The organism is Rhizobium sophoriradicis (genome assembly GCF_003939025.1).
Classification (GTDB): Bacteria; Pseudomonadota; Alphaproteobacteria; order Rhizobiales; family Rhizobiaceae; genus Rhizobium; species Rhizobium sophoriradicis.
Window position 1 is genome coordinate 147,120 of the sequence record NZ_RQIH01000016.1, and the last position, 16,329, is coordinate 163,448.

20 protein-coding genes and 1 pseudogene are annotated in these 16,329 nt (G+C 61.9%); 11 read left to right on the forward strand and 10 right to left on the reverse strand.

The annotated features are described in order from the left end of the window. The first annotated feature begins 335 nt into the window (after positions 1-335). Positions 336-551: a cold-shock protein gene (locus EFR00_RS25470; protein ID WP_003561293.1), complete on the forward strand. Its 216-nt coding sequence runs from the start codon at positions 336-338 to the stop codon at positions 549-551. Positions 552-698: 147 nt separating this feature from the next. Beyond that, entirely contained in the window at positions 699-1,160 is a 462-nt protein-coding gene (locus EFR00_RS25475; RefSeq protein ID WP_009997151.1) for a BA14K family protein, read from the forward strand. Positions 1,161-1,222: 62 nt separating this feature from the next. On the opposite strand, the gene EFR00_RS25480 is transcribed toward EFR00_RS25475, so the two are convergent. Beyond that, positions 1,223-2,095, reverse strand: a complete 873-nt coding sequence (locus tag EFR00_RS25480) for an oxidoreductase (RefSeq protein ID WP_077991935.1) — start codon at positions 2,093-2,095, stop codon at positions 1,223-1,225. A 35-nt stretch (positions 2,096-2,130) separates the two neighbouring features. On the opposite strand from EFR00_RS25480, the gene EFR00_RS25485 reads away from it, so the two are divergent. Continuing rightward, positions 2,131-2,589: a winged helix-turn-helix transcriptional regulator gene (locus EFR00_RS25485; RefSeq protein WP_077991728.1), complete on the forward strand. Its 459-nt coding sequence runs from the start codon at positions 2,131-2,133 to the stop codon at positions 2,587-2,589. Here the strand turns inward: EFR00_RS25485 and EFR00_RS25490 are convergent. From EFR00_RS25490 to EFR00_RS25500, 3 genes are all read right to left on the reverse strand, one after another. Continuing rightward, positions 2,586-3,962, reverse strand: a complete 1,377-nt coding sequence (locus EFR00_RS25490) for an ATP-binding protein (RefSeq protein ID WP_009993233.1) — start codon at positions 3,960-3,962, stop codon at positions 2,586-2,588. The genes EFR00_RS25485 and EFR00_RS25490 overlap by 4 nt on opposite strands. A gap of 174 nt (positions 3,963-4,136) precedes the next feature. Continuing rightward, entirely contained in the window at positions 4,137-4,838 is a 702-nt protein-coding gene (locus tag EFR00_RS25495) for a response regulator (protein WP_038690340.1), read from the reverse strand. Next, a complete protein-coding gene (locus tag EFR00_RS25500; protein ID WP_009989765.1) occupies positions 4,839-5,330 on the reverse strand; it encodes a MarR family winged helix-turn-helix transcriptional regulator in 492 nt (163 codons plus the stop codon). It lies immediately after the preceding gene. 223 nt (positions 5,331-5,553) lie between these two features. Between EFR00_RS25500 and EFR00_RS25505 the strand changes: the two genes are divergently transcribed. Continuing rightward, positions 5,554-5,751 (forward strand): hypothetical protein, encoded by a 198-nt coding sequence (locus tag EFR00_RS25505; RefSeq protein ID WP_077991726.1) that lies wholly within the window; start codon positions 5,554-5,556, stop codon positions 5,749-5,751. A 122-nt stretch (positions 5,752-5,873) separates the two neighbouring features. Here the strand turns inward: EFR00_RS25505 and EFR00_RS25510 are convergent, their stop codons facing one another. Then, the gene (locus EFR00_RS25510; RefSeq protein ID WP_077991724.1) at positions 5,874-6,491 is read right to left on the reverse strand and encodes a DUF1236 domain-containing protein; all 618 of its coding nucleotides are present in this window, start codon (positions 6,489-6,491) and stop codon (positions 5,874-5,876) included. Between the two features lie 286 nt (positions 6,492-6,777). Here EFR00_RS25510 and EFR00_RS25515 point away from each other — a divergent pair, with 286 nt between their 5' ends. Continuing rightward, positions 6,778-7,479: an MBL fold metallo-hydrolase gene (locus tag EFR00_RS25515; protein ID WP_077991722.1), complete on the forward strand. Its 702-nt coding sequence runs from the start codon at positions 6,778-6,780 to the stop codon at positions 7,477-7,479. Between the two features lie 8 nt (positions 7,480-7,487). Here the strand turns inward: EFR00_RS25515 and EFR00_RS25520 are convergent, their stop codons facing one another. The 4 genes from EFR00_RS25520 to EFR00_RS25535 all read right to left on the reverse strand — a co-directional run bounded on the left by EFR00_RS25520 (position 7,488) and on the right by EFR00_RS25535 (position 9,819). Then, the gene (locus EFR00_RS25520) at positions 7,488-7,829 is read right to left on the reverse strand and encodes a tRNA-binding protein (RefSeq protein ID WP_009997183.1); all 342 of its coding nucleotides are present in this window, start codon (positions 7,827-7,829) and stop codon (positions 7,488-7,490) included. A 9-nt stretch (positions 7,830-7,838) separates the two neighbouring features. Continuing rightward, on the reverse strand, positions 7,839-8,666 hold the full coding sequence (proC, locus tag EFR00_RS25525) for a pyrroline-5-carboxylate reductase (RefSeq protein ID WP_009997185.1): 828 nt from the start codon (positions 8,664-8,666) through the stop codon (positions 7,839-7,841). Position 8,667: 1 nt separating this feature from the next. Then, entirely contained in the window at positions 8,668-9,168 is a 501-nt protein-coding gene (locus EFR00_RS25530) for a type III secretion system chaperone family protein (protein WP_004680153.1), read from the reverse strand. 390 nt (positions 9,169-9,558) lie between these two features. Continuing rightward, positions 9,559-9,819 carry an accessory factor UbiK family protein gene (locus EFR00_RS25535; protein WP_009997186.1) on the reverse strand — a complete coding sequence of 87 codons (261 nt, stop codon included), beginning with the start codon at positions 9,817-9,819 and terminating at the stop codon, positions 9,559-9,561. A 203-nt stretch (positions 9,820-10,022) separates the two neighbouring features. On the opposite strand from EFR00_RS25535, the gene lgt reads away from it, so the two are divergent. The 6 genes from lgt (at position 10,023) to EFR00_RS25565 (ending at position 16,012) form a co-directional block, all read left to right on the forward strand. After that, positions 10,023-10,871 (forward strand): prolipoprotein diacylglyceryl transferase, encoded by an 849-nt coding sequence (lgt, locus tag EFR00_RS25540; RefSeq protein ID WP_077991720.1) that lies wholly within the window; start codon positions 10,023-10,025, stop codon positions 10,869-10,871. A 17-nt stretch (positions 10,872-10,888) separates the two neighbouring features. Continuing rightward, positions 10,889-11,989, forward strand: a complete 1,101-nt coding sequence (locus EFR00_RS25545; protein WP_009997188.1) for a class I SAM-dependent methyltransferase — start codon at positions 10,889-10,891, stop codon at positions 11,987-11,989. Between the two features lie 112 nt (positions 11,990-12,101). Then, a complete protein-coding gene (pgeF, locus tag EFR00_RS25550) occupies positions 12,102-12,896 on the forward strand; it encodes a peptidoglycan editing factor PgeF (protein WP_009997189.1) in 795 nt (264 codons plus the stop codon). Between the two features lie 5 nt (positions 12,897-12,901). After that, a complete protein-coding gene (locus EFR00_RS25555; RefSeq protein WP_009997190.1) occupies positions 12,902-14,053 on the forward strand; it encodes a M24 family metallopeptidase in 1,152 nt (383 codons plus the stop codon). Between the two features lie 102 nt (positions 14,054-14,155). Then, positions 14,156-14,974, forward strand: a complete 819-nt coding sequence (locus EFR00_RS25560; RefSeq protein WP_009997191.1) for a hypothetical protein — start codon at positions 14,156-14,158, stop codon at positions 14,972-14,974. Positions 14,975-15,079: 105 nt separating this feature from the next. Further along, positions 15,080-16,012 (forward strand): ribose-phosphate pyrophosphokinase, encoded by a 933-nt coding sequence (locus EFR00_RS25565; RefSeq protein ID WP_009997192.1) that lies wholly within the window; start codon positions 15,080-15,082, stop codon positions 16,010-16,012. A gap of 207 nt (positions 16,013-16,219) precedes the next feature. Here the strand turns inward: EFR00_RS25565 and EFR00_RS25570 are convergent. Continuing rightward, positions 16,220-16,329, reverse strand: a pseudogene (locus tag EFR00_RS25570) (IS5/IS1182 family transposase); the annotation flags it as partial.

A 16,329-nucleotide genomic window follows, 5' to 3' on the forward strand; every position in this document is an offset into this window, starting at 1 on the left:
TTTTGCGTTTTTGTGCAAACAGGCTGTTGGCGGGAGTGTGCCCTGAACGACACGTTAAAAAACTTTTGCTTGCCAAAATCCCGGAAACGCCGCACTCTCGCCTCGTTCGGGCATTTTGCGAGCATGGGAAGTCCTTAAGTATTTGCGCGCCGGAAACGCTAATATTCCGGTCAGCCGGTTCCAAAAAGGCAGGCGAAAGTCCTGTCTGGGGCAGGCCGAGGTAGAGGGGACCTTTTTCTCACATTTCAAGAATTGCCTGCCAACACCTCCCGCAAGGAGGCAAAGCTATGATGCTGCCCGTGTGGATGGCGGGCAGAGAGAAAAGGACCTGACGCATGGCCGAGACTGGCACTGTAAAATTCTTCAATACCGACAAAGGCTTCGGCTTCATCAAGCCGGACCGGGGCGGCGCCGATATCTTCGTTCACATTTCTGCCGTCCAGGCCTCCGGGCTGGCCGGTCTGACGGAAAACCAGAAGGTAAGCTTCGACACGGAGCCGGATCGCCGCGGCAAGGGCCCCAAGGCCGTCAATCTGCAGATTGCGGGCTGAACCCTTAACAAGGCTGTCGAATTTCGAGTTGAAGCCCGGCAGCAATGCCGGGTTTTGTCATTCAGCCTTCGTTCAGCTAGCCAACAGTAGGACTAGCATTATCGAGAAAGGGACCGGTTCGGTTCCCGGGATTAGGACACTCTGCTGATGAACAGGCTCGCAAAAACTCTCCTGCTGACGGCAACGGCCGCCGCACTTACCCTCTCCGCCATCGGCGAGGCATCTGCTCGCGATCGCCATTGGCGCCGCCACGGCGGCAACGATGCGCTTGTCGGCGGTGCGGTCGGTCTTGCGACCGGCCTGATCGTCGGCTCCGCCATCGCCAATGCCAATAACGGCCCCGTGTACGAAGAGCGCCGTTATATCGACCCGGCCTACGAACCGGATTATTATGAGCCGGCACCGGTCTATCGCGCCCCCCGCCGCGTATATGTCGAAGAGCCGCGATATGTCGAGCAGCCACGATACTATGCGCCGGCCCGCACGGCGGTGGAGCCCTGGTCGCCGCAATGGCAGCGTTACTGCTCCTATCGCTACCGCTCGTTCGATCCGCGCACGGGCACCTATATCGGTTATGACGGCCGCAGCCACTTCTGCACCGCCGGCTGAACGCTCGACTTCTCTGGTACAAAGCGCCGCTTCTCAGCGGCGCTTTTGCTTTTGGACCCCCTTCACCCGGCCTTCTTCTCCCAAGGCATCGCTCCCACCTCGGCATCAGGCTCGAAATCGGTCGAGACGCTGACGGCGCGCCATTCCCGGTCGGCTGCGATGCGCGCGGCATCCGCCTTCTCGACGTTGCGTACCGCATCGCTGCCGAGCAACAGCCGGAACGGCGGCTCGTCGAGACCGGCAATGTGGATAATGACCGCAGCCGCTTTGGCAGGATCGCCGGGCTGACGACCCTCATACTCGCGCTGAAAGCGCACCGTGGCGCCGACCGTTTCCGCATATTCCGCCCGACCCTCGGCAAGCACCGTCGAAGCGCCGGCGAAATCCGTCCTGAAGCCGCCGGGTTCGACCATCGTCACCCTGACGCCGAATGGCGAAACCTCCTTCGCCAGCACTTCGGAGAAACCCTCGACGCCGAATTTTGCCGCTGAATAAGCGCCGCGGCCGGCAGGCCCGATACGCCCGCCGACGGAGGAGAACTGAATGATATGGCCCGCCCCCTGCCCCCGCATCAAGGCGATCACCGCCTTGCTCATGATGATCGTGCCGAACAGGTTGGTCTCGATCTGGGCGCGGAAATCGGCAAGGCTGGTATCCTCGATCGAGCCGACGTTGCCATAGCCGGCATTGTTGACGAGCACGTCGATACGGCCGAACCTCTTGACGGCTGCCTCGACGGTTGCAGCCGCTGCGGCCTCGTTCGTCACGTCAAGCGCCAGCGTCAACACCTGCCCGCCATAGCGCTCGGAAAGATCGGCAAGTTGGGCGGGATTGCGTGCCGTCGCCACCAGATTGTCGCCGGCGGCCAGGACTGCCTCCGCCAGCGCCCGGCCGAGACCGCGCGAACTCCCCGTAATCAACCAAACCTTCGACATCGGAAACCTCTTCTTCATTGGTTCCTTGCCCATGTATGTTCTATCGTTTCCAATCGAAAGAAGGCACCAACACGATCCATACGCACCTCGAGGTAACAAAGGTGGCTTGCGACACATTCGATTTCTGCAGTGACATGACGGATGAACAGGATGCGCGAGCACGCGCCTTGATCGAGCGGGCGGCGGCGAAATGGCCACTGCGCATCCTGCACGTGCTCTCCGATGCCGGCTCGCCATTACGTTTCTCGCGTCTGCTGGAGCGAGTCGAGGGCATCAGTCAGAAAGTGCTGACGCAGACGCTGCGCACCCTCGAAAGCGACGGCCTCATAATTCGTACCCTCTATCCCGAGGTACCACCGCGCGTCGAATACGAATTGACGCCGCTCGGCCGTGACCTCCTCATGCAGGTCGCAACGCTCTGGCGATGGATCGTCGAGCGCCTCGGCGATTTCGATGCGCGCAACGCCGTTAAGCTCACTGCAACAAACGTTTAAGCGGGAATGCGGATGGTCGCCCTCAAGCCGCCGAGCGGGCTGTCGCCGAGCGTGACGTTGCCGCCGTGGCTGCGGGCAATGTCACGGGCGATGGCCAGACCGAGTCCGGTCCCTGACGCATCGAGATTGCGCGCCGCATCCAGCCGGAAGAACGGTTTGAACACGTCCTCGCGGTTCTTCTCCGGAATGCCCGGTCCGTCATCGTCGAAGATAACAGTCAGCCATTTGGCGTTGTGTTTGGCTTCGATGTCGAGCCTGTTGGCATAACGGCGCGCGTTCGAGGCCAGGTTGGTGACAAGGCGCATGAAGGCGTTCGGCCTAACCGATATCTCGTCGTCGCCTTCGATCGAATAGGCGAATGTCTTGCCGTGCAGGGCGAAATCGGATTCGAGTTTGGCGAAGATCTCGCTGAGCTTCAGTTCGCCGACATCCTCTTCGACCTCGCCGCGCGCGAAGGCCATATAAGCCTCCAGCATCGTCTGCATATCATTGACGTCATCGTTCAGACCATGCAGATCGGGATTGTCGCCGGCGAGCGCCAGTTGCAGTTTGAAGCGGGTGAGGATGGTGCGCAAATCGTGGCTGACGCCGGAGAGCATCGCCGTGCGCTGCTCGATCTGCCGCTCGATGCGCTCGCGCATCAGAATGAAGGCAAGGCCGGCGCGGCGGACCTCGTCGGCGCCGCGCGGATAGAAATTATCGGGCTTCTGCCCCTTGCCGAAGCTTTCGGCCGCCCGCGCCAACATCAGGATCGGGCGTATCTGTCCCCTGAGGAACAGGATCGAGATGCCGATCAGCACCAGCGACGTGCCGACCATCCAGACGATGAAGATATGGGTGTTCGAGGCATAGGTCTGACTGCGTTTCGCCAGCACCCTGAGGATCTTGTTTTCCAGCTTGATGCGGATCTCGACCAGATTCGAGTTGCCGACCGTATCGATCCAGAAGGGCCGGCGAATCTCGTCGGTGATTTCGTCGCTGAGGATGCCGTCAAGGATCGAGAAGAACGGCTTGTTCCGCGGCGGCGGCAGGTCTCCGTCGGGCTCGATCGATATCTGCAGGTTGAGCTGGTCACGCGCAATCCGGATAATCTCGCCATAGTCCGAATTCTGCGGATAGGTCTCGACGATCTCGATAATCGCGGCGATGTCGCGGGTGACGGCGAGCGACAGCCGCTCCGTCACCATCTGCCAGTGGCGCTCCATGAACACGGCGGCGACGACGGATTGCAGGAGCACCATCGGGATGATGATGATCAGCAGCGAGCGTGCGTAAAGTCCGGTCGGCAATCGGCGCCGCAGCCAGCGGCCGATCCAGCGCCAGCCCGCAGCAGGAGCGCGGTCTTCCCGCCGCAAGCTGTCGATTGTCGCCATCAGCGTCGGTCCTGGTCTTTCAGAGCATGGTGCCGGAAAGTGTATACCATTATCGGCATCATGTTCCGCTTCCTCAAACTAAAGCATGTCGCGCAAAACTGTGCAGCGGTTTTGCGACACGCGCAAAAACAAAGATCTAAAGCGCGACAAGCGAATCTGAAAGGTCGCGGCGCTTTAGTCGATGCTCAGCCTGTATCCTATCCCTCGCACTGTCTGCAGCCAGACGGGGTTGGCCGGATCCTCTTCGATCTTGCGCCTGAGCCGGTTGATCTGCACGTCAATCGTTCGCTCCCCGACCTCGGTGTCGTTGCCGATCAGTTCGTGGCGGGGGATCGTGTCACCGGCGCGCCGCGCAAAGAGCAGCATGATTTCCTGCTCGCGATCGGTGAGCCGGATCACCTCGCTGGACTTCTTCAGCTCCTTGCGGGTCAAGGAGAAAGTATAGGGCCCGAACATGACCTGTTCGATTTTCAGCCCCTCACCCCCGGCGTTGCGGCGCAGGATGTTGTTGATGCGCAGCACCAGCTCGCGCGGATCGAAGGGCTTGGAGAGATAGTCGTCAGCGCCGGCCTCGAGGCCCTCGATGCGGTTGCCCGATTCCGCCAGCGCCGTCAGCATGATGATCGGCACGTTCTTGATGGCGCGAAGCCCACGGGTGACGTCGATGCCGGATTCACCAGGCATCATCACGTCCATGATGATGAGATCGAAATCGAGACCCGCAAGCTTGCGCTGCGCCTCGGCGCCGTCGGCCGCGACGGTGACGCGAAAACCGTTCTCCGCAAGATAACGATTGAGCAGCGCGCGGATGCGGGAGTCGTCGTCGACCACCAGCAGATGCGCCGCATCATCGGAAATACCTGTTTTGACCGCCATTCAATCCGCCTTCTTTCTGTCCCGCATGCCCCCGAGGAAGGCCTTCACGCCCTCCCGCACCTGCGCAGAGGCTCCTTCGAATGCCCGCTCAATGCGGCGCGATTGCGGCTCTGCAAGCGCAAGCGCCAGCTCGCGCCCCGATTTCGTTGGATAAAGCTTGCGCTGTCGCCGGTCCTCAGGTCCGGCCACCTGGCGAATATAGCCCGAATCGATCAGCTGTTTCAGCACCCTTGCAAGACTCTGCTTGGTGATCTTCAGCGTGTCGAGAAGATCGGCCACCGTCATGCCCGGATTGCGGTTGACGAAATGCACGACACGATGATGCGCCCGGCCGAAACCGCTCTTTTCGAGGATGGCGTCGGGATCGGAAACGAAGTCGCGATAAGCAAAGAAGAACAGCTCGATGATCTCGAAATCGATCGTCTCGGTATCTTCCATCGGCGTGGCCAGCGGCTCCGGTTTGCCCGCTTTCGGACCGGTCTGTCGTGACACTCGGCTTTCCTTTCTCTTCCCCGCACTGCGGGACGTTTTCGCGGGGATAGGTCATTTTTGTTGACTATTTACGTCGCTACCGGCTTCTGCGGGAGCCTAGCCCCGCACGGATTTTATATCCTTGGCATTTCCTTGAAACCAAGACCCATCGGCACGCCGGCGCACCGCGCAATTTCCCCCTGCGTCTGTGGATAAAACGTAATGGGGACAACAATCAACAGGCATGGCGCTTGAAGCGCCGGAGGAGGTTCAACGACGGCTTCTGTTGCTTCTTGACCAGCTGGACGGTGACATGGCGCAACGGCGAATTGGTCGCCTGGAAGGGCGCAAAGATCTACGTGCTGGCCCCGTCGTCGAACTTGCCAAGCGCCGCGGCGTCGAAGTGATTGCACGCGCGATCCTGCCGGAGGAGCCTTCCTGATTTAAGCGAGTGCTTTAGCCATGCGGGATTATGGCGGAGAGACACCAAACCGCCAGGGCGCGAGGCGTTATCGAACGAAAGGCGGCCCGCGGGCCGCCTCGCTTCAGCTTTGATCGATCATATCATTGATAGACATAGACGATCCGGCGCGTGCCGGGATCGACCAGCACGGGACGGTCGTTGATCCTGGTATAGCGGTATTCATAGTCGGGGATGGTCTGGAAGGTGACATCAGCCGGCACCTCCGCACCGACGACGACATCGCCGCCGAGCCGCACCGTCTCAGTCGGATTGGTTTCGATATAGGTGCGCACCGTCTCCGGCGGAGTGATGGTCTCGACAGCCCCGACCGGGCCGATCAGTTCGTCGCCCGGCGCCGGCTGCGGGTCAGCCGGGACGACGCTGGCGGTCGACTCGTAAGTGACGACGGGAACGCCGATTTCGGCGCGATGCTGCTCGACGATCACCTGGGTGCCGCCATACTCCATTTGCAGATAATCGGCGTAGACCCAGCCGCGTATGCCGTTGACGTCGACACGGCACCAGCGGCTGCCTTCGATACAGCCATCGAGCACTGCGGTCGAGCCGCGGGTGGCAAGGCCGACTGCCGGATATTGCGGACCCGGACCTGCGCGGACGTTGAGGTCGTTGACCGTGGTCGCCACCATCTCCGCCTGCGCCAGACCGTCGGTCGCCAGGAGCACGGCTCCAGCCAGTAGGATGTTTCTCTTCAAGGTCATGTGAGCGTCTCCTTGGTTTCGATGGCCGGACAACGCGCGGCGTTGCACGATGTTCCCCCGCGTTGCATCCGACAAATCGGCGGCTCCAGAGAGCCACGCGCAAATATTTGAAAAAACAGGGCAAAGATTGATTCTGCCGCTGCATTTGGATGGCGGAAAGCCCTATTAATTTGTGTTGCAGTCGGTGTTTTTGCCGTGAAACAGATCGTGAGAGCGGCAGATTCCGGCTGTCCTTGCCACCGTTTCGAACTATACCTGAGCACCCGAGACACCAAGCGAGGCACTTATGGGCATGCTCCAGGCCGGCATCATTCCGGTGACACCTTTTCAGCAGAACTGCACGGTCTTCTTCGATCCCGACACCCAGGAAGGCGTCGTCGTCGATCCGGGTGGCGACGTGCCGCTCATTCTCCAGGCGATCGAGAAAAGCGGCCTGACCATCAAGGAAATCTGGCTGACGCACGGCCACCTCGACCATGCCGGCGGCGCCAAAGAGTTGAAGGAAGCCCTCGGCGTCGACATTGTCGGCCCGCACCAAGACGACCTGCCACTGTTAGAGCGCATCGAAACCCAGGCGGCGAACTACGGCATATCAGGATTGCGCAACGTCCTGCCCGATCGTTGGCTGAAGGATGGCGACAAGGTTTCCTTCGGCGCCCACGAGTTTGAGGTCTATCATGCACCCGGCCATGCACCCGGCCATGTCATCTATTTCAACCGCGCCCAGAACTTCGCCCATCTCGGCGACGTGCTCTTCAACGGCTCGATCGGCCGTACAGATCTGCCGGGCGGCAATCATCAGCAGCTGTTGGATTCGATCCGCGACAAGGTCCTGCCGCTCGGCGACGAGGTCGGCTTCATCTGCGGCCACGGCCCTGGCAGCCGCATCGGCGACGAACGGCGCAGCAATCCGTTCCTGCAGGAGATCAGAGCGCGTGACGGCTCGGATGCGGGAAAATCAAGCGAAATGCCCGATGAAAGGATGTGAGCTCAGGCTCACATCATCTTCTGGCCGTTCGGCACCGGCTGTTCGACCGCGGCGAGCACGATCGCGCCGTTCTCATCCTCGAAGCCCAGCGTCAGCACTTCCGAGCGGAACGGCCCGATTTGGCGTGGCGGGAAGTTGACAACGCCAAGCACCTGCCGGCCGACCAGGCTTTCCGGCGTATAATGCACGGTGATCTGCGCCGATGATTTTTTTATGCCGATGTCAGGGCCGAAGTCGATGGCCAGCTTGAACGCCGGCTTGCGCGCTTCCGGAAAGGGACTGGCCTCGACGATCGTGCCGACACGGATGTCGACACGATCGAAATCGGCGTAGGTGATCTCTTCGGCCATGGGTGTCTCTCAGCCGGCCAGTTCCTCGGCCCGCTTGCGCGCTGCCGCGAGTGCCGCGTCGAACAAAGGCTGCATGCCGTTTTCGGCCATCAGCACCGCGAGTGCTGCCGCCGTCGTTCCGCCGGGAGAAGTCACATTCTGCCGCAGCCGCGAGGCATCGTCGGGGGACTGGTGCAAAAGTTCACCAGCCCCCGCGACAGTTTCCCGCGCAAGACGCATGGCGAGGTCCGCCTGCAGGCCGAGCTTCCGGCCCGCTTCCGCCATACATTCGACGAGATAGAAGACATAGGCCGGCCCACTGCCGGAAAGCGCCGTCACGGCATCGATATCGGCTTCCCCAGGCACCCATTCGACCGGGCCGGAGACGCGCAGAAGGGAATGGACGCGCTCACGCTGCTGATCGCTGACCGCTGAATTGGCATAGGCCCCGGTGACGCCGCGGCCAACCATGGCCGGCGTGTTCGGCATGGCCCGCACCATGGCGGCTTTCCCGAGATGCTTTTCGAGAAAACCGAGCGTCTTGCCGGCAGCGACCGAGACGACGACCGTCTCCGGCCCGACAGCGCTTTTCACCGCCGGCAACACCCCCTCCATCACTTGCGGCTTCACCGCAAGGAACAATACGCCTGCCTTCAACGCTGCCGGAACGGCCGCGAGATGGGTCGCTCCCGCCTCGCCGATCGTCGCCAGCATCGCCGGTGACGGGCCGGGATCGACGACGATGACGGCCGAGCCCGGAACGCCGCTCTTCAACCAGCCGGAGAGCATCGCTCCGCCCATGTTGCCGGCCCCGATCAGAACGACGGGATGTTTCGCGGAGAAAGCCTTGGCTGGCATCTTATGCCTCGCCGACCGTTTCGAACAGCACCGCTTCCATTGCCTTGGCCGCATCCATGCCGGACCAAACGACGAACTGGAAAGCCTGGAAATAGGCCTCGCAGGTGTCGAGCGCGCTGGAAAGCAGCACTTCCACTTGGCGGTTGGTGGGCTCGGCGCCGCCGGCAAGCAGCAGCGACTGCCTGAAGATGACGACGTCTTCCTGGCGCCAGAGGTCGAAATGCCCCATCAGCACCTGCCCATTGATCGCCGAGAGCAGCTTGACCACCTCGTTGACCCTGATGTCGGGGACTTTGATATCGAATGCGCAGCCAAGATGCAGCGCCTCGAATTCCTCCATCCAGGAGAAGGAGACATGATAGTCCGCCCAGCGCCCCTCGACCGTCATCGCGATCTCGTCCTCGCCGGACCGTTCGAACGACCAGTCATTGTTGGAGGCCACGTACTCGATCATATCGACCGGGTTCGACTGACGCTCGACTTCCAATTCCATCAGGTTCATGCAGCACCTTCTTGACCGGAATGAATGCGACCTAACTTCGTGTACGAACACAAGAAAGACACACGCAAATACCGGAAACTACCACTGGATGATCGTTGAACCGCTGCCAGACTTAACGCAGATAACCTGCCCGGAGCTTACCAAGTCGCTTCGAATCATCATTTAAAATCAGTCTATAATGACCCTTGCCACCTGCCAGCCCCCTCAGAGGAAAATACGGACGGGCCGTTGTGGAAAGCTCTTCGAAACTCAATTCAGAAGGGAGAATAAGCGACTCTGCGAATTGGCTTTTTTGGCAGTGTCCACAGGTGGAAAACTCACCTGGATTTTTTTGTGACAGACGCGACGTGTGACATGAAGGCAACGCCGCGTCTGCACCGTACCGGGATATCAGTGACCCTCGCCGGCAAGCTTCGCTTCCAAAGCCGCGATGCGGGCGGCAAGCGCCTCGTTTTCGTCGCGTGCCTTGATCGCCATCTCGCGCACGGCCTCGAATTCCTCGCGCTTGACGACGTCCATGCTGTTCAGCCAACGCTCGGCCTGGGCGTTGAAAGCCGTCTCGATCTCCTTGCGGACTCCCTGGGCAGCACCTGCCGCGTCGGTCATCAGCTTGGCGAACTCATCCATGATGCGGTTCGTTCCGGTCGTCATGGCGTTTTTCTCCCTTCGGATGCGGTGAATTCGGCCCTTCAGGGCCTCGAAGATTGAGGTAGGGCTTCGCCACCAGGGATGCAAGCGCTTTGCACGGCATAGTCGTCGCCGGGCCGGGTTGCGGAAGCGAGATCACGAACAATGGACTTGACCGTCCGGGATCGCAGCGGCATGTTCCGCCGACTTCAACGGATGGGAAAACCTTGCCGATAGCCGCCGATCTCCTTGCCATCATGCCTTTCCCGGACATCGATCCGATCGCCTTTTCGATCGGTCCGCTGGCGATTCACTGGTACGGTCTCGCCTATGTCGCCGGCATTCTGCTCGGCTGGGCCTATGCGCGCCGGATCGCCGCCAATGACAGTCTCTGGCCCGGCAACGCGTCGCCGATATCGAGAGTGCAGCTCGACGATTTCATCGTCTGGGCAGCCCTCGGCGTCGTCCTCGGCGGTCGCCTCGGCTATATCTTCTTCTATGATCTCACAGCCGTCCTGCATGATCCCGTTCGTGCGGTTCAGATCTGGAACGGCGGCATGTCGTTCCATGGCGGCCTGGCCGGCACGACGGTTGCCATGATCCTCTTTGCCCGCCGCCACGCAATTCCGGTCTGGAGCCTGTTCGACATCGTCGCCACGGTCGTTCCCTTCGGCCTGTTCTTCGGCCGCATCGCCAATTTCATCAATGGCGAGCTCTGGGGCCGCTTGACCGACGTGCCTTGGGCCGTGGTTTTCCCGACCGGCGGTCCTTTCGCCCGCCACCCGAGCCAGCTCTACGAGGCCGGCCTCGAAGGTATCGTCCTGCTTCTGGTGCTCGCCGCCCTCGTCTACGGCATGCGCGTACTGAAAAGCCCGGGCTTCATCTCCGGCGTCTTCGTCTGCGGCTATGCGCTTTCACGCATCTTCGTTGAATTCTTCCGCGAGCCCGACTCCCAGCTCGGTTACCTCCTCGGCACCAACTGGCTGACCATGGGCATGGTTCTCTCCTCGCCGATGATTCTGCTCGGCCTCTGGGCGATGCTGCGCGCCCGCCGCCAGGCTGCGCTGCAGCTCTGACACGGCGGATAAACGAGATGAGCACCGCCCTCGGCGAAAAAATCAAGGCGATCATCCAGGCCAACGGTCCGATCAGCGTCACCGATTATTTCTCGCTCTGCCTGGCCGATCCCGAACATGGCTATTACCGCACCCGCGAGCCCTTCGGCCGCTCCGGCGACTTCGTCACCGCTCCGGAGATCAGCCAGATCTTCGGCGAAATGATCGGCGTCTTCATCGTCCATGCCTGGCAGCGCCACGGCACGCCGGCGGATGTGCGCCTCGTCGAGATCGGGCCTGGCCGCGGCACGATGATATCAGACATGCTGCGCGTCATCTCGCGCATCGCCCCACCGCTTTTCGACACCATGACCGTGCATCTTGTCGAAACCAGCGAGCGCCTGCGCGACGTCCAGAAGCAGACGCTCGAAGACTACGGCGAAAAAATCGCCTGGCACGACGGCTTCGACGAAGTCCCGGCCGGCTTCACCCTGATCGCCGCCAATGAATTGTTCGACGCGATCCCGATCCGCCAGTTCATCCGCACGCAGACAGGTTTTCGCGAGCGCATGGTCGGGCTCGACGCCGACGGTGAGTTGACCTTCGCCGCCGGCGTCGCCGGCCTCGATCCGGCTCTGCTGCCCGAACCGGTGCAGAACCTGCCGCTCGGCACGCTTTTCGAGATCTCGCCCGCCCGGCAGGCCGTGATGATGGCGATCTGCGAGCGGCTGCGCGCCTTCGGCGGCACGGCGCTGGTCATCGACTACGGCCATCTCGTCACCGGGTTCGGCGATACGCTGCAGGCAGTGCGCATGCATGAATTCGACCCGCCGCTTGCCCATCCCGGCGAAGCCGATCTGACGAGCCACGTCGATTTCCAGCAGCTTGCCGAAACGGCGCTGGCAGCCGGCCTGCATCTGAACGGCGCCCTGCATCAGGGCGACTTTCTGACCGGCCTCGGCATCCTCGAGCGCGCCGCCGCACTCGGCCGCGATCGCGAACCGCAGACCCAGCAGGTCATCCAGACGGCCGTCGACAGGCTTGCCGGCGCCGGTGAAGGCCGGATGGGAGAACTGTTCAAGGCGATGGCCGTCTCGCATCCGGCCGTAGATCTCATGCCCTTTCGTCCGGTGGATTGACAGGGCGCACGCGGCTGAGCCAACATCCGCGCGAAACAGCAACTTGAAGCGCGCCGCAGATGCGATGCGCTCGGGACAATAACAAACCTCTCGAAAAAGCCCGGAATCACAGATGCAGGACGCGGCCTCTCCAGCACCGATCGAAAGCGCGCTGCTGAACGATGCGACGGGCGGCGCCATCCGCCATGGTTATTTCACCCGGAGCGGCGGCGTTTCCGAAGGGATCTATCGCGGCCTCAATGTCGGCCTCGGCTCCAGCGACGAACGGCAAAAAGTCATGGAGAACCGCCGTCGCGTCGCCGCCTGGTTCGACCTGCCGATCGAGCGGCTGGCAACCGTGCACCAGGTGCATTCCCCCGATGTCGTCACGGTTGGCGCTGACCATGACGGCTCCCGTCCCGACGCTGATGCGCTGGTGACGGCAGCCCGCGGCATTGTGCTCGGTGTGCTCGCCGCCGATTGCGGCCCGATCCTCTTCGCCGACCCCGAAAATCGCGTCATCGGCGCCGCCCATGCCGGCTGGAAGGGTGCGCTGACCGGCGTGCTCGAAAATACCATCGCCGCCATGGAGGCGCTGGGAGCGAACCGCGACAGCATCGTCGCCTGCCTCGGTCCCTCGATCAGTCAGGCAAGTTATGAGGTCGGCCCGGAATTCGTCGACCGCTTCATCACCGAAAATCCGGACTACGAACGCTTCTTCATACCCTCCGCGACGCCCCGCCACGCCATGTTCGACCTGCCGGCACTGACCATCGAACGGTTGACCCAGGCCGGCGTGCGAGCCGAAAGCCTCGGCCTCTGCACCTATCCGGACAGCGAGCGCTTCTTTTCCTATCGCCGGACGACACATCGCAAGGAGCCGGACTACGGCCGCCAGATTTCAGCGATATCAATCAGGGAGACTTGAGCAGAATGGCACTGCACTTCGAAAAGGCCGAGTTCGCAAGCCGACTTGCACGCCTCACCGAGAAGATGAAGGAAGAAAAGCTCGACGCCCTGCTGCTCTTCGCCCAGGAAAGCATGTACTGGCTGACCGGCTACGACACTTTCGGCTACTGCTTCTTCCAGACGCTGATCGTCAAGAGCGACGGCACCATGGCGCTAATCACCCGTTCGGCCGATCTTCGCCAGGCCAAGCATACCTCGGTCCTCGACGACATCCATATCTGGGTCGACCGGGTCAATGCCGATCCGACGCTCGACCTGAAGAACCTGCTGATCGAGATGGATCTGCTCGGCACCCGCATCGGCGTCGAATATGATACGCACGGCATGACCGGCCGCGTCGCCCGCCTGCTCGACGCGCAGCTGACCACTTTCGGCCAGATCGTCGATGCCTCCTATCTCGTCAGCCGTCTTCGCCTGATCAAGAGCCCGACCGAGATCGCCTATGTCGAACGGGCCGCCGCGCTCGCCGACGACGCGCTCGACGCCGCAATCCGGCTGACGAAACCGGGCGCTGACGAAGCCGACATCCTCGCCGCCATGCAGGGAGCGGTTTTTTCCGGCGGCGGCGACTATCCCGCCAACGAGTTCATCATCGGTTCGGCGGCCGACGCGCTGCTCTGCCGCTACAAGGCCGGCCGCCGCAAGCTCGACGCCAATGACCAGCTGACGCTCGAATGGGCCGGCACCTACGCGCATTATCATGCCGCCATGATGCGCACGATCGTCATCGGCGAGCCGATGCAACGCCATCGCGAAATCTACAATGCCTGCCGAGAAACCATCGAAGCGATCGAGACCGTGCTGAAGCCCGGCTACACCTTCGGCGACGTCTTCGATATGCATGCCAGGATCATGGACGAGCGCGGCCTCACCCGCCACCGGCTGAATGCCTGCGGTTATTCGCTCGGAGCCCGCTTCTCTCCGTCCTGGATGGAGCATCAGATGTTCCATGTCGGCAATCCGCAGCCGATCGAGCCAAACATGTCGCTCTTCGTGCACATGATCATCGCCGATTCCGATACCGGGACCGCGATGACGCTCGGACAGACCTATCTGACGACAGCGGATGCGCCGCGCGCACTGTCTCGTCATCCGCTCGATTTTATCGGCCTTTGAAGCCCGGGATTGACGGATGAGAATCCGGAATTGACAGAGGACCATCCCCGCCCCCATAAATTCGGGCGGGCTGATGCGATTGTGGGAAGGACGGATCACCGGATGACGCGAGCTGCGACTGTGCCCACGCTCCTGTTCGTCATGGCCCTGCTCACCGCCTGCAATACCACCGACGCGCTGACGCCGCAGGTCGGCATCGGCGATTCCTCCGGAGCCCCGCCGTCAAGCCCCGTGAGCCAGCGTGAGGCCGAAGGTTTGGCGGGCACGCGTCAACCGGTTTTCGCCGCGGGCTCGCAGCCGAATGGCTATCATCCGGCCTATAATCAATCGCAGGGAGCCTATCGGTCCGGCAGCGGCGCCCCGCCGACAACGATGCAGGAGCAGGCAGACGCCCTGTCGAAGAGCGGAGCCTCGCCCGCCGCCTCCGCCCCGATCGAAGGACAAGCGCTGGCACCGGCCGCCACCGGTGCCAGGTCTCAGGCGCAGACCAGCCAGACTCTTGACGCGCAGCCGCAGCAGACCGCCGCCCTCACGCCCGGCGCCTCTTCCGCCCGCGGCAATACCGTGCGTTTCCTGCCGATCATCGGCGCGCCGGTGCAGGCTGTAACGCCGCTCTCGCGCCAGCTCGGCGCCGAGGCGCGGGCGCATGGCCTTTCCATCAAGAGTTCGAACGATACGAGCAGCGACTATATCCTCAAAGGCTATCTCTCCGCCTTCAGCGACGACGGCAAGGTCACCGTGGTCTATGTCTGGGACATTCTCGACGGCGGCGGCGCCCGCCTGCACCGCATCCAGGGGCAGGAAAGCGTGCCGACAGCCGCGGCCGACCCCTGGGCGGGCGTTCCGGCTTCGGTAATGCAGCAGATCGCCTCGAAAACCATCGCGGAATTCACCTCCTGGCGGCAGGCGCGGGGCGGTTAGTCACAAACTTTTTGCAAATATCAAAGCCTGTGGCGCCTTTGCCCTTGCATTCACGGGGAAGCTGACTAAAAAGCGCGGCTATCAGCGCATAACAGGCGGACCAACATGAAGGTTTTCGCAGGCAATTCGAACCGGCAACTCGCCGAAGCGATCTGCAACTATCTCAACGTTCCCTTGGGGAAAGCCAGCGTCCGAAGGTTTGCCGATCAGGAAATCTTCGTCGAAATTCAGGAAAACGTCCGCGGCGAGGACGTTTTCCTCGTACAGCCGACGTCCTACCCTGCCAACGACCATCTGATGGAACTGCTGATCATGATCGACGCCATGCGTCGTTCGTCAGCCCGCCGCATCACGGCCGTGCTCCCCTATTTCGGCTATGCCCGCCAGGACCGCCGCGCCTCCGGCCGCACCCCGATCTCAGCCAAGCTCGTCTCGAACCTGATCACCGAAGCCGGCGCCGACCGCGTCATGACGCTCGATCTCCACGCCGGTCAGATCCAGGGCTTTTTCGACATTCCGACGGACAATCTATATGCGCTGCCGGTCCTGACGCGCGACATCAAGAGCCACTATGACCTGAGCAACGTCATGGTCGTCTCGCCTGACGTCGGCGGCGTCGTTCGCGCCCGTGCGCTTGCCAAGCGACTGGACTGTCTTCTGTCGATCGTCGACAAGCGTCGCGACCGGCCGGGTGAATCCGAAGTCATGAACATCATCGGCGACGTCACCGGCAGGGACTGCCTGCTGATCGACGATATCGTCGATTCCGGCGGCACGCTCTGCAATGCGGCCGATGCGCTGCTTGCCCAGGGCGCCTCTAGCGTCACGGCCTATATCACCCACGGCGTGCTGTCCGGCGGCGCCGTCACCCGCGTCACCTCGTCCAAGCTGCGTGAACTTGTCATCACCGACTCGATCCAGCCAACGACGGCCGTGCAGTCTGCCCATAATATCCGCGTTGTGACGACTGCTCCGCTAATCGGCGAAGCCATCAGCCGGACGAGCCAGGAAGAATCCGTCTCCAGCCTCTTCGATTAAAAAGAGCCGGCGTTCACAGAGCAGTAGAAAAGTGTCGTTCTGAGTGAGCGCCGCCCGCCCCGTAGGCGGGGCGAAGGGATATGCCGCACCGGCTTTCCTTACCCTCGACACTGCATTCGGCACCTCCCCTCGCCCCGTTTACGGGGGTCCGCAGGACGGGTCGAGAACCGTGACTCCACCCCGGCAAGGGCTAGGTCGTGTGGACAGTTATCTGATCCATAGCATTGTCGCCGCGATAGTGACGACGGCGAGGTAGTTTTCGGCGGTTTTCTCGAAGCGCGTCGCGACCCTTCTGAACTGCTTGAGTTTAGAAAAGC

What these genes read in the sequence shown, in the direction of transcription:
- EFR00_RS25490 (WP_009993233.1), bottom strand. Translation starts at nt 3,962, where the DNA reads ATGGCGACAATCGACAGCTTGCGGCGGGAAGACCGCGCTCCTGCTGCG.
- EFR00_RS25505 (WP_077991726.1), top strand. Translation starts at nt 5,554, where the DNA reads ATGGCGCTTGAAGCGCCGGAGGAGGTTCAACGACGGCTTCTGTTGCTT.
- EFR00_RS25555 (WP_009997190.1), top strand. Translation starts at nt 12,902, where the DNA reads ATGGCACTGCACTTCGAAAAGGCCGAGTTCGCAAGCCGACTTGCACGC.
- EFR00_RS25535 (WP_009997186.1), bottom strand. Translation starts at nt 9,819, where the DNA reads ATGACGACCGGAACGAACCGCATCATGGATGAGTTCGCCAAGCTGATG.
- EFR00_RS25565 (WP_009997192.1), top strand. Translation starts at nt 15,080, where the DNA reads ATGAAGGTTTTCGCAGGCAATTCGAACCGGCAACTCGCCGAAGCGATC.
- EFR00_RS25475 (WP_009997151.1), top strand. Translation starts at nt 699, where the DNA reads ATGAACAGGCTCGCAAAAACTCTCCTGCTGACGGCAACGGCCGCCGCA.
- EFR00_RS25510 (WP_077991724.1), bottom strand. Translation starts at nt 6,491, where the DNA reads ATGACCTTGAAGAGAAACATCCTACTGGCTGGAGCCGTGCTCCTGGCG.
- pgeF (WP_009997189.1), top strand. Translation starts at nt 12,102, where the DNA reads ATGCAGGACGCGGCCTCTCCAGCACCGATCGAAAGCGCGCTGCTGAAC.
- proC (WP_009997185.1), bottom strand. Translation starts at nt 8,666, where the DNA reads ATGCCAGCCAAGGCTTTCTCCGCGAAACATCCCGTCGTTCTGATCGGG.
- EFR00_RS25470 (WP_003561293.1), top strand. Translation starts at nt 336, where the DNA reads ATGGCCGAGACTGGCACTGTAAAATTCTTCAATACCGACAAAGGCTTC.
- EFR00_RS25495 (WP_038690340.1), bottom strand. Translation starts at nt 4,838, where the DNA reads ATGGCGGTCAAAACAGGTATTTCCGATGATGCGGCGCATCTGCTGGTG.
- EFR00_RS25515 (WP_077991722.1), top strand. Translation starts at nt 6,778, where the DNA reads ATGGGCATGCTCCAGGCCGGCATCATTCCGGTGACACCTTTTCAGCAG.
- EFR00_RS25545 (WP_009997188.1), top strand. Translation starts at nt 10,889, where the DNA reads ATGAGCACCGCCCTCGGCGAAAAAATCAAGGCGATCATCCAGGCCAAC.
- EFR00_RS25520 (WP_009997183.1), bottom strand. Translation starts at nt 7,829, where the DNA reads ATGGCCGAAGAGATCACCTACGCCGATTTCGATCGTGTCGACATCCGT.
- EFR00_RS25485 (WP_077991728.1), top strand. Translation starts at nt 2,131, where the DNA reads ATGTTCTATCGTTTCCAATCGAAAGAAGGCACCAACACGATCCATACG.
- EFR00_RS25480 (WP_077991935.1), bottom strand. Translation starts at nt 2,095, where the DNA reads ATGTCGAAGGTTTGGTTGATTACGGGGAGTTCGCGCGGTCTCGGCCGG.
- EFR00_RS25560 (WP_009997191.1), top strand. Translation starts at nt 14,156, where the DNA reads ATGACGCGAGCTGCGACTGTGCCCACGCTCCTGTTCGTCATGGCCCTG.
- EFR00_RS25530 (WP_004680153.1), bottom strand. Translation starts at nt 9,168, where the DNA reads ATGAACCTGATGGAATTGGAAGTCGAGCGTCAGTCGAACCCGGTCGAT.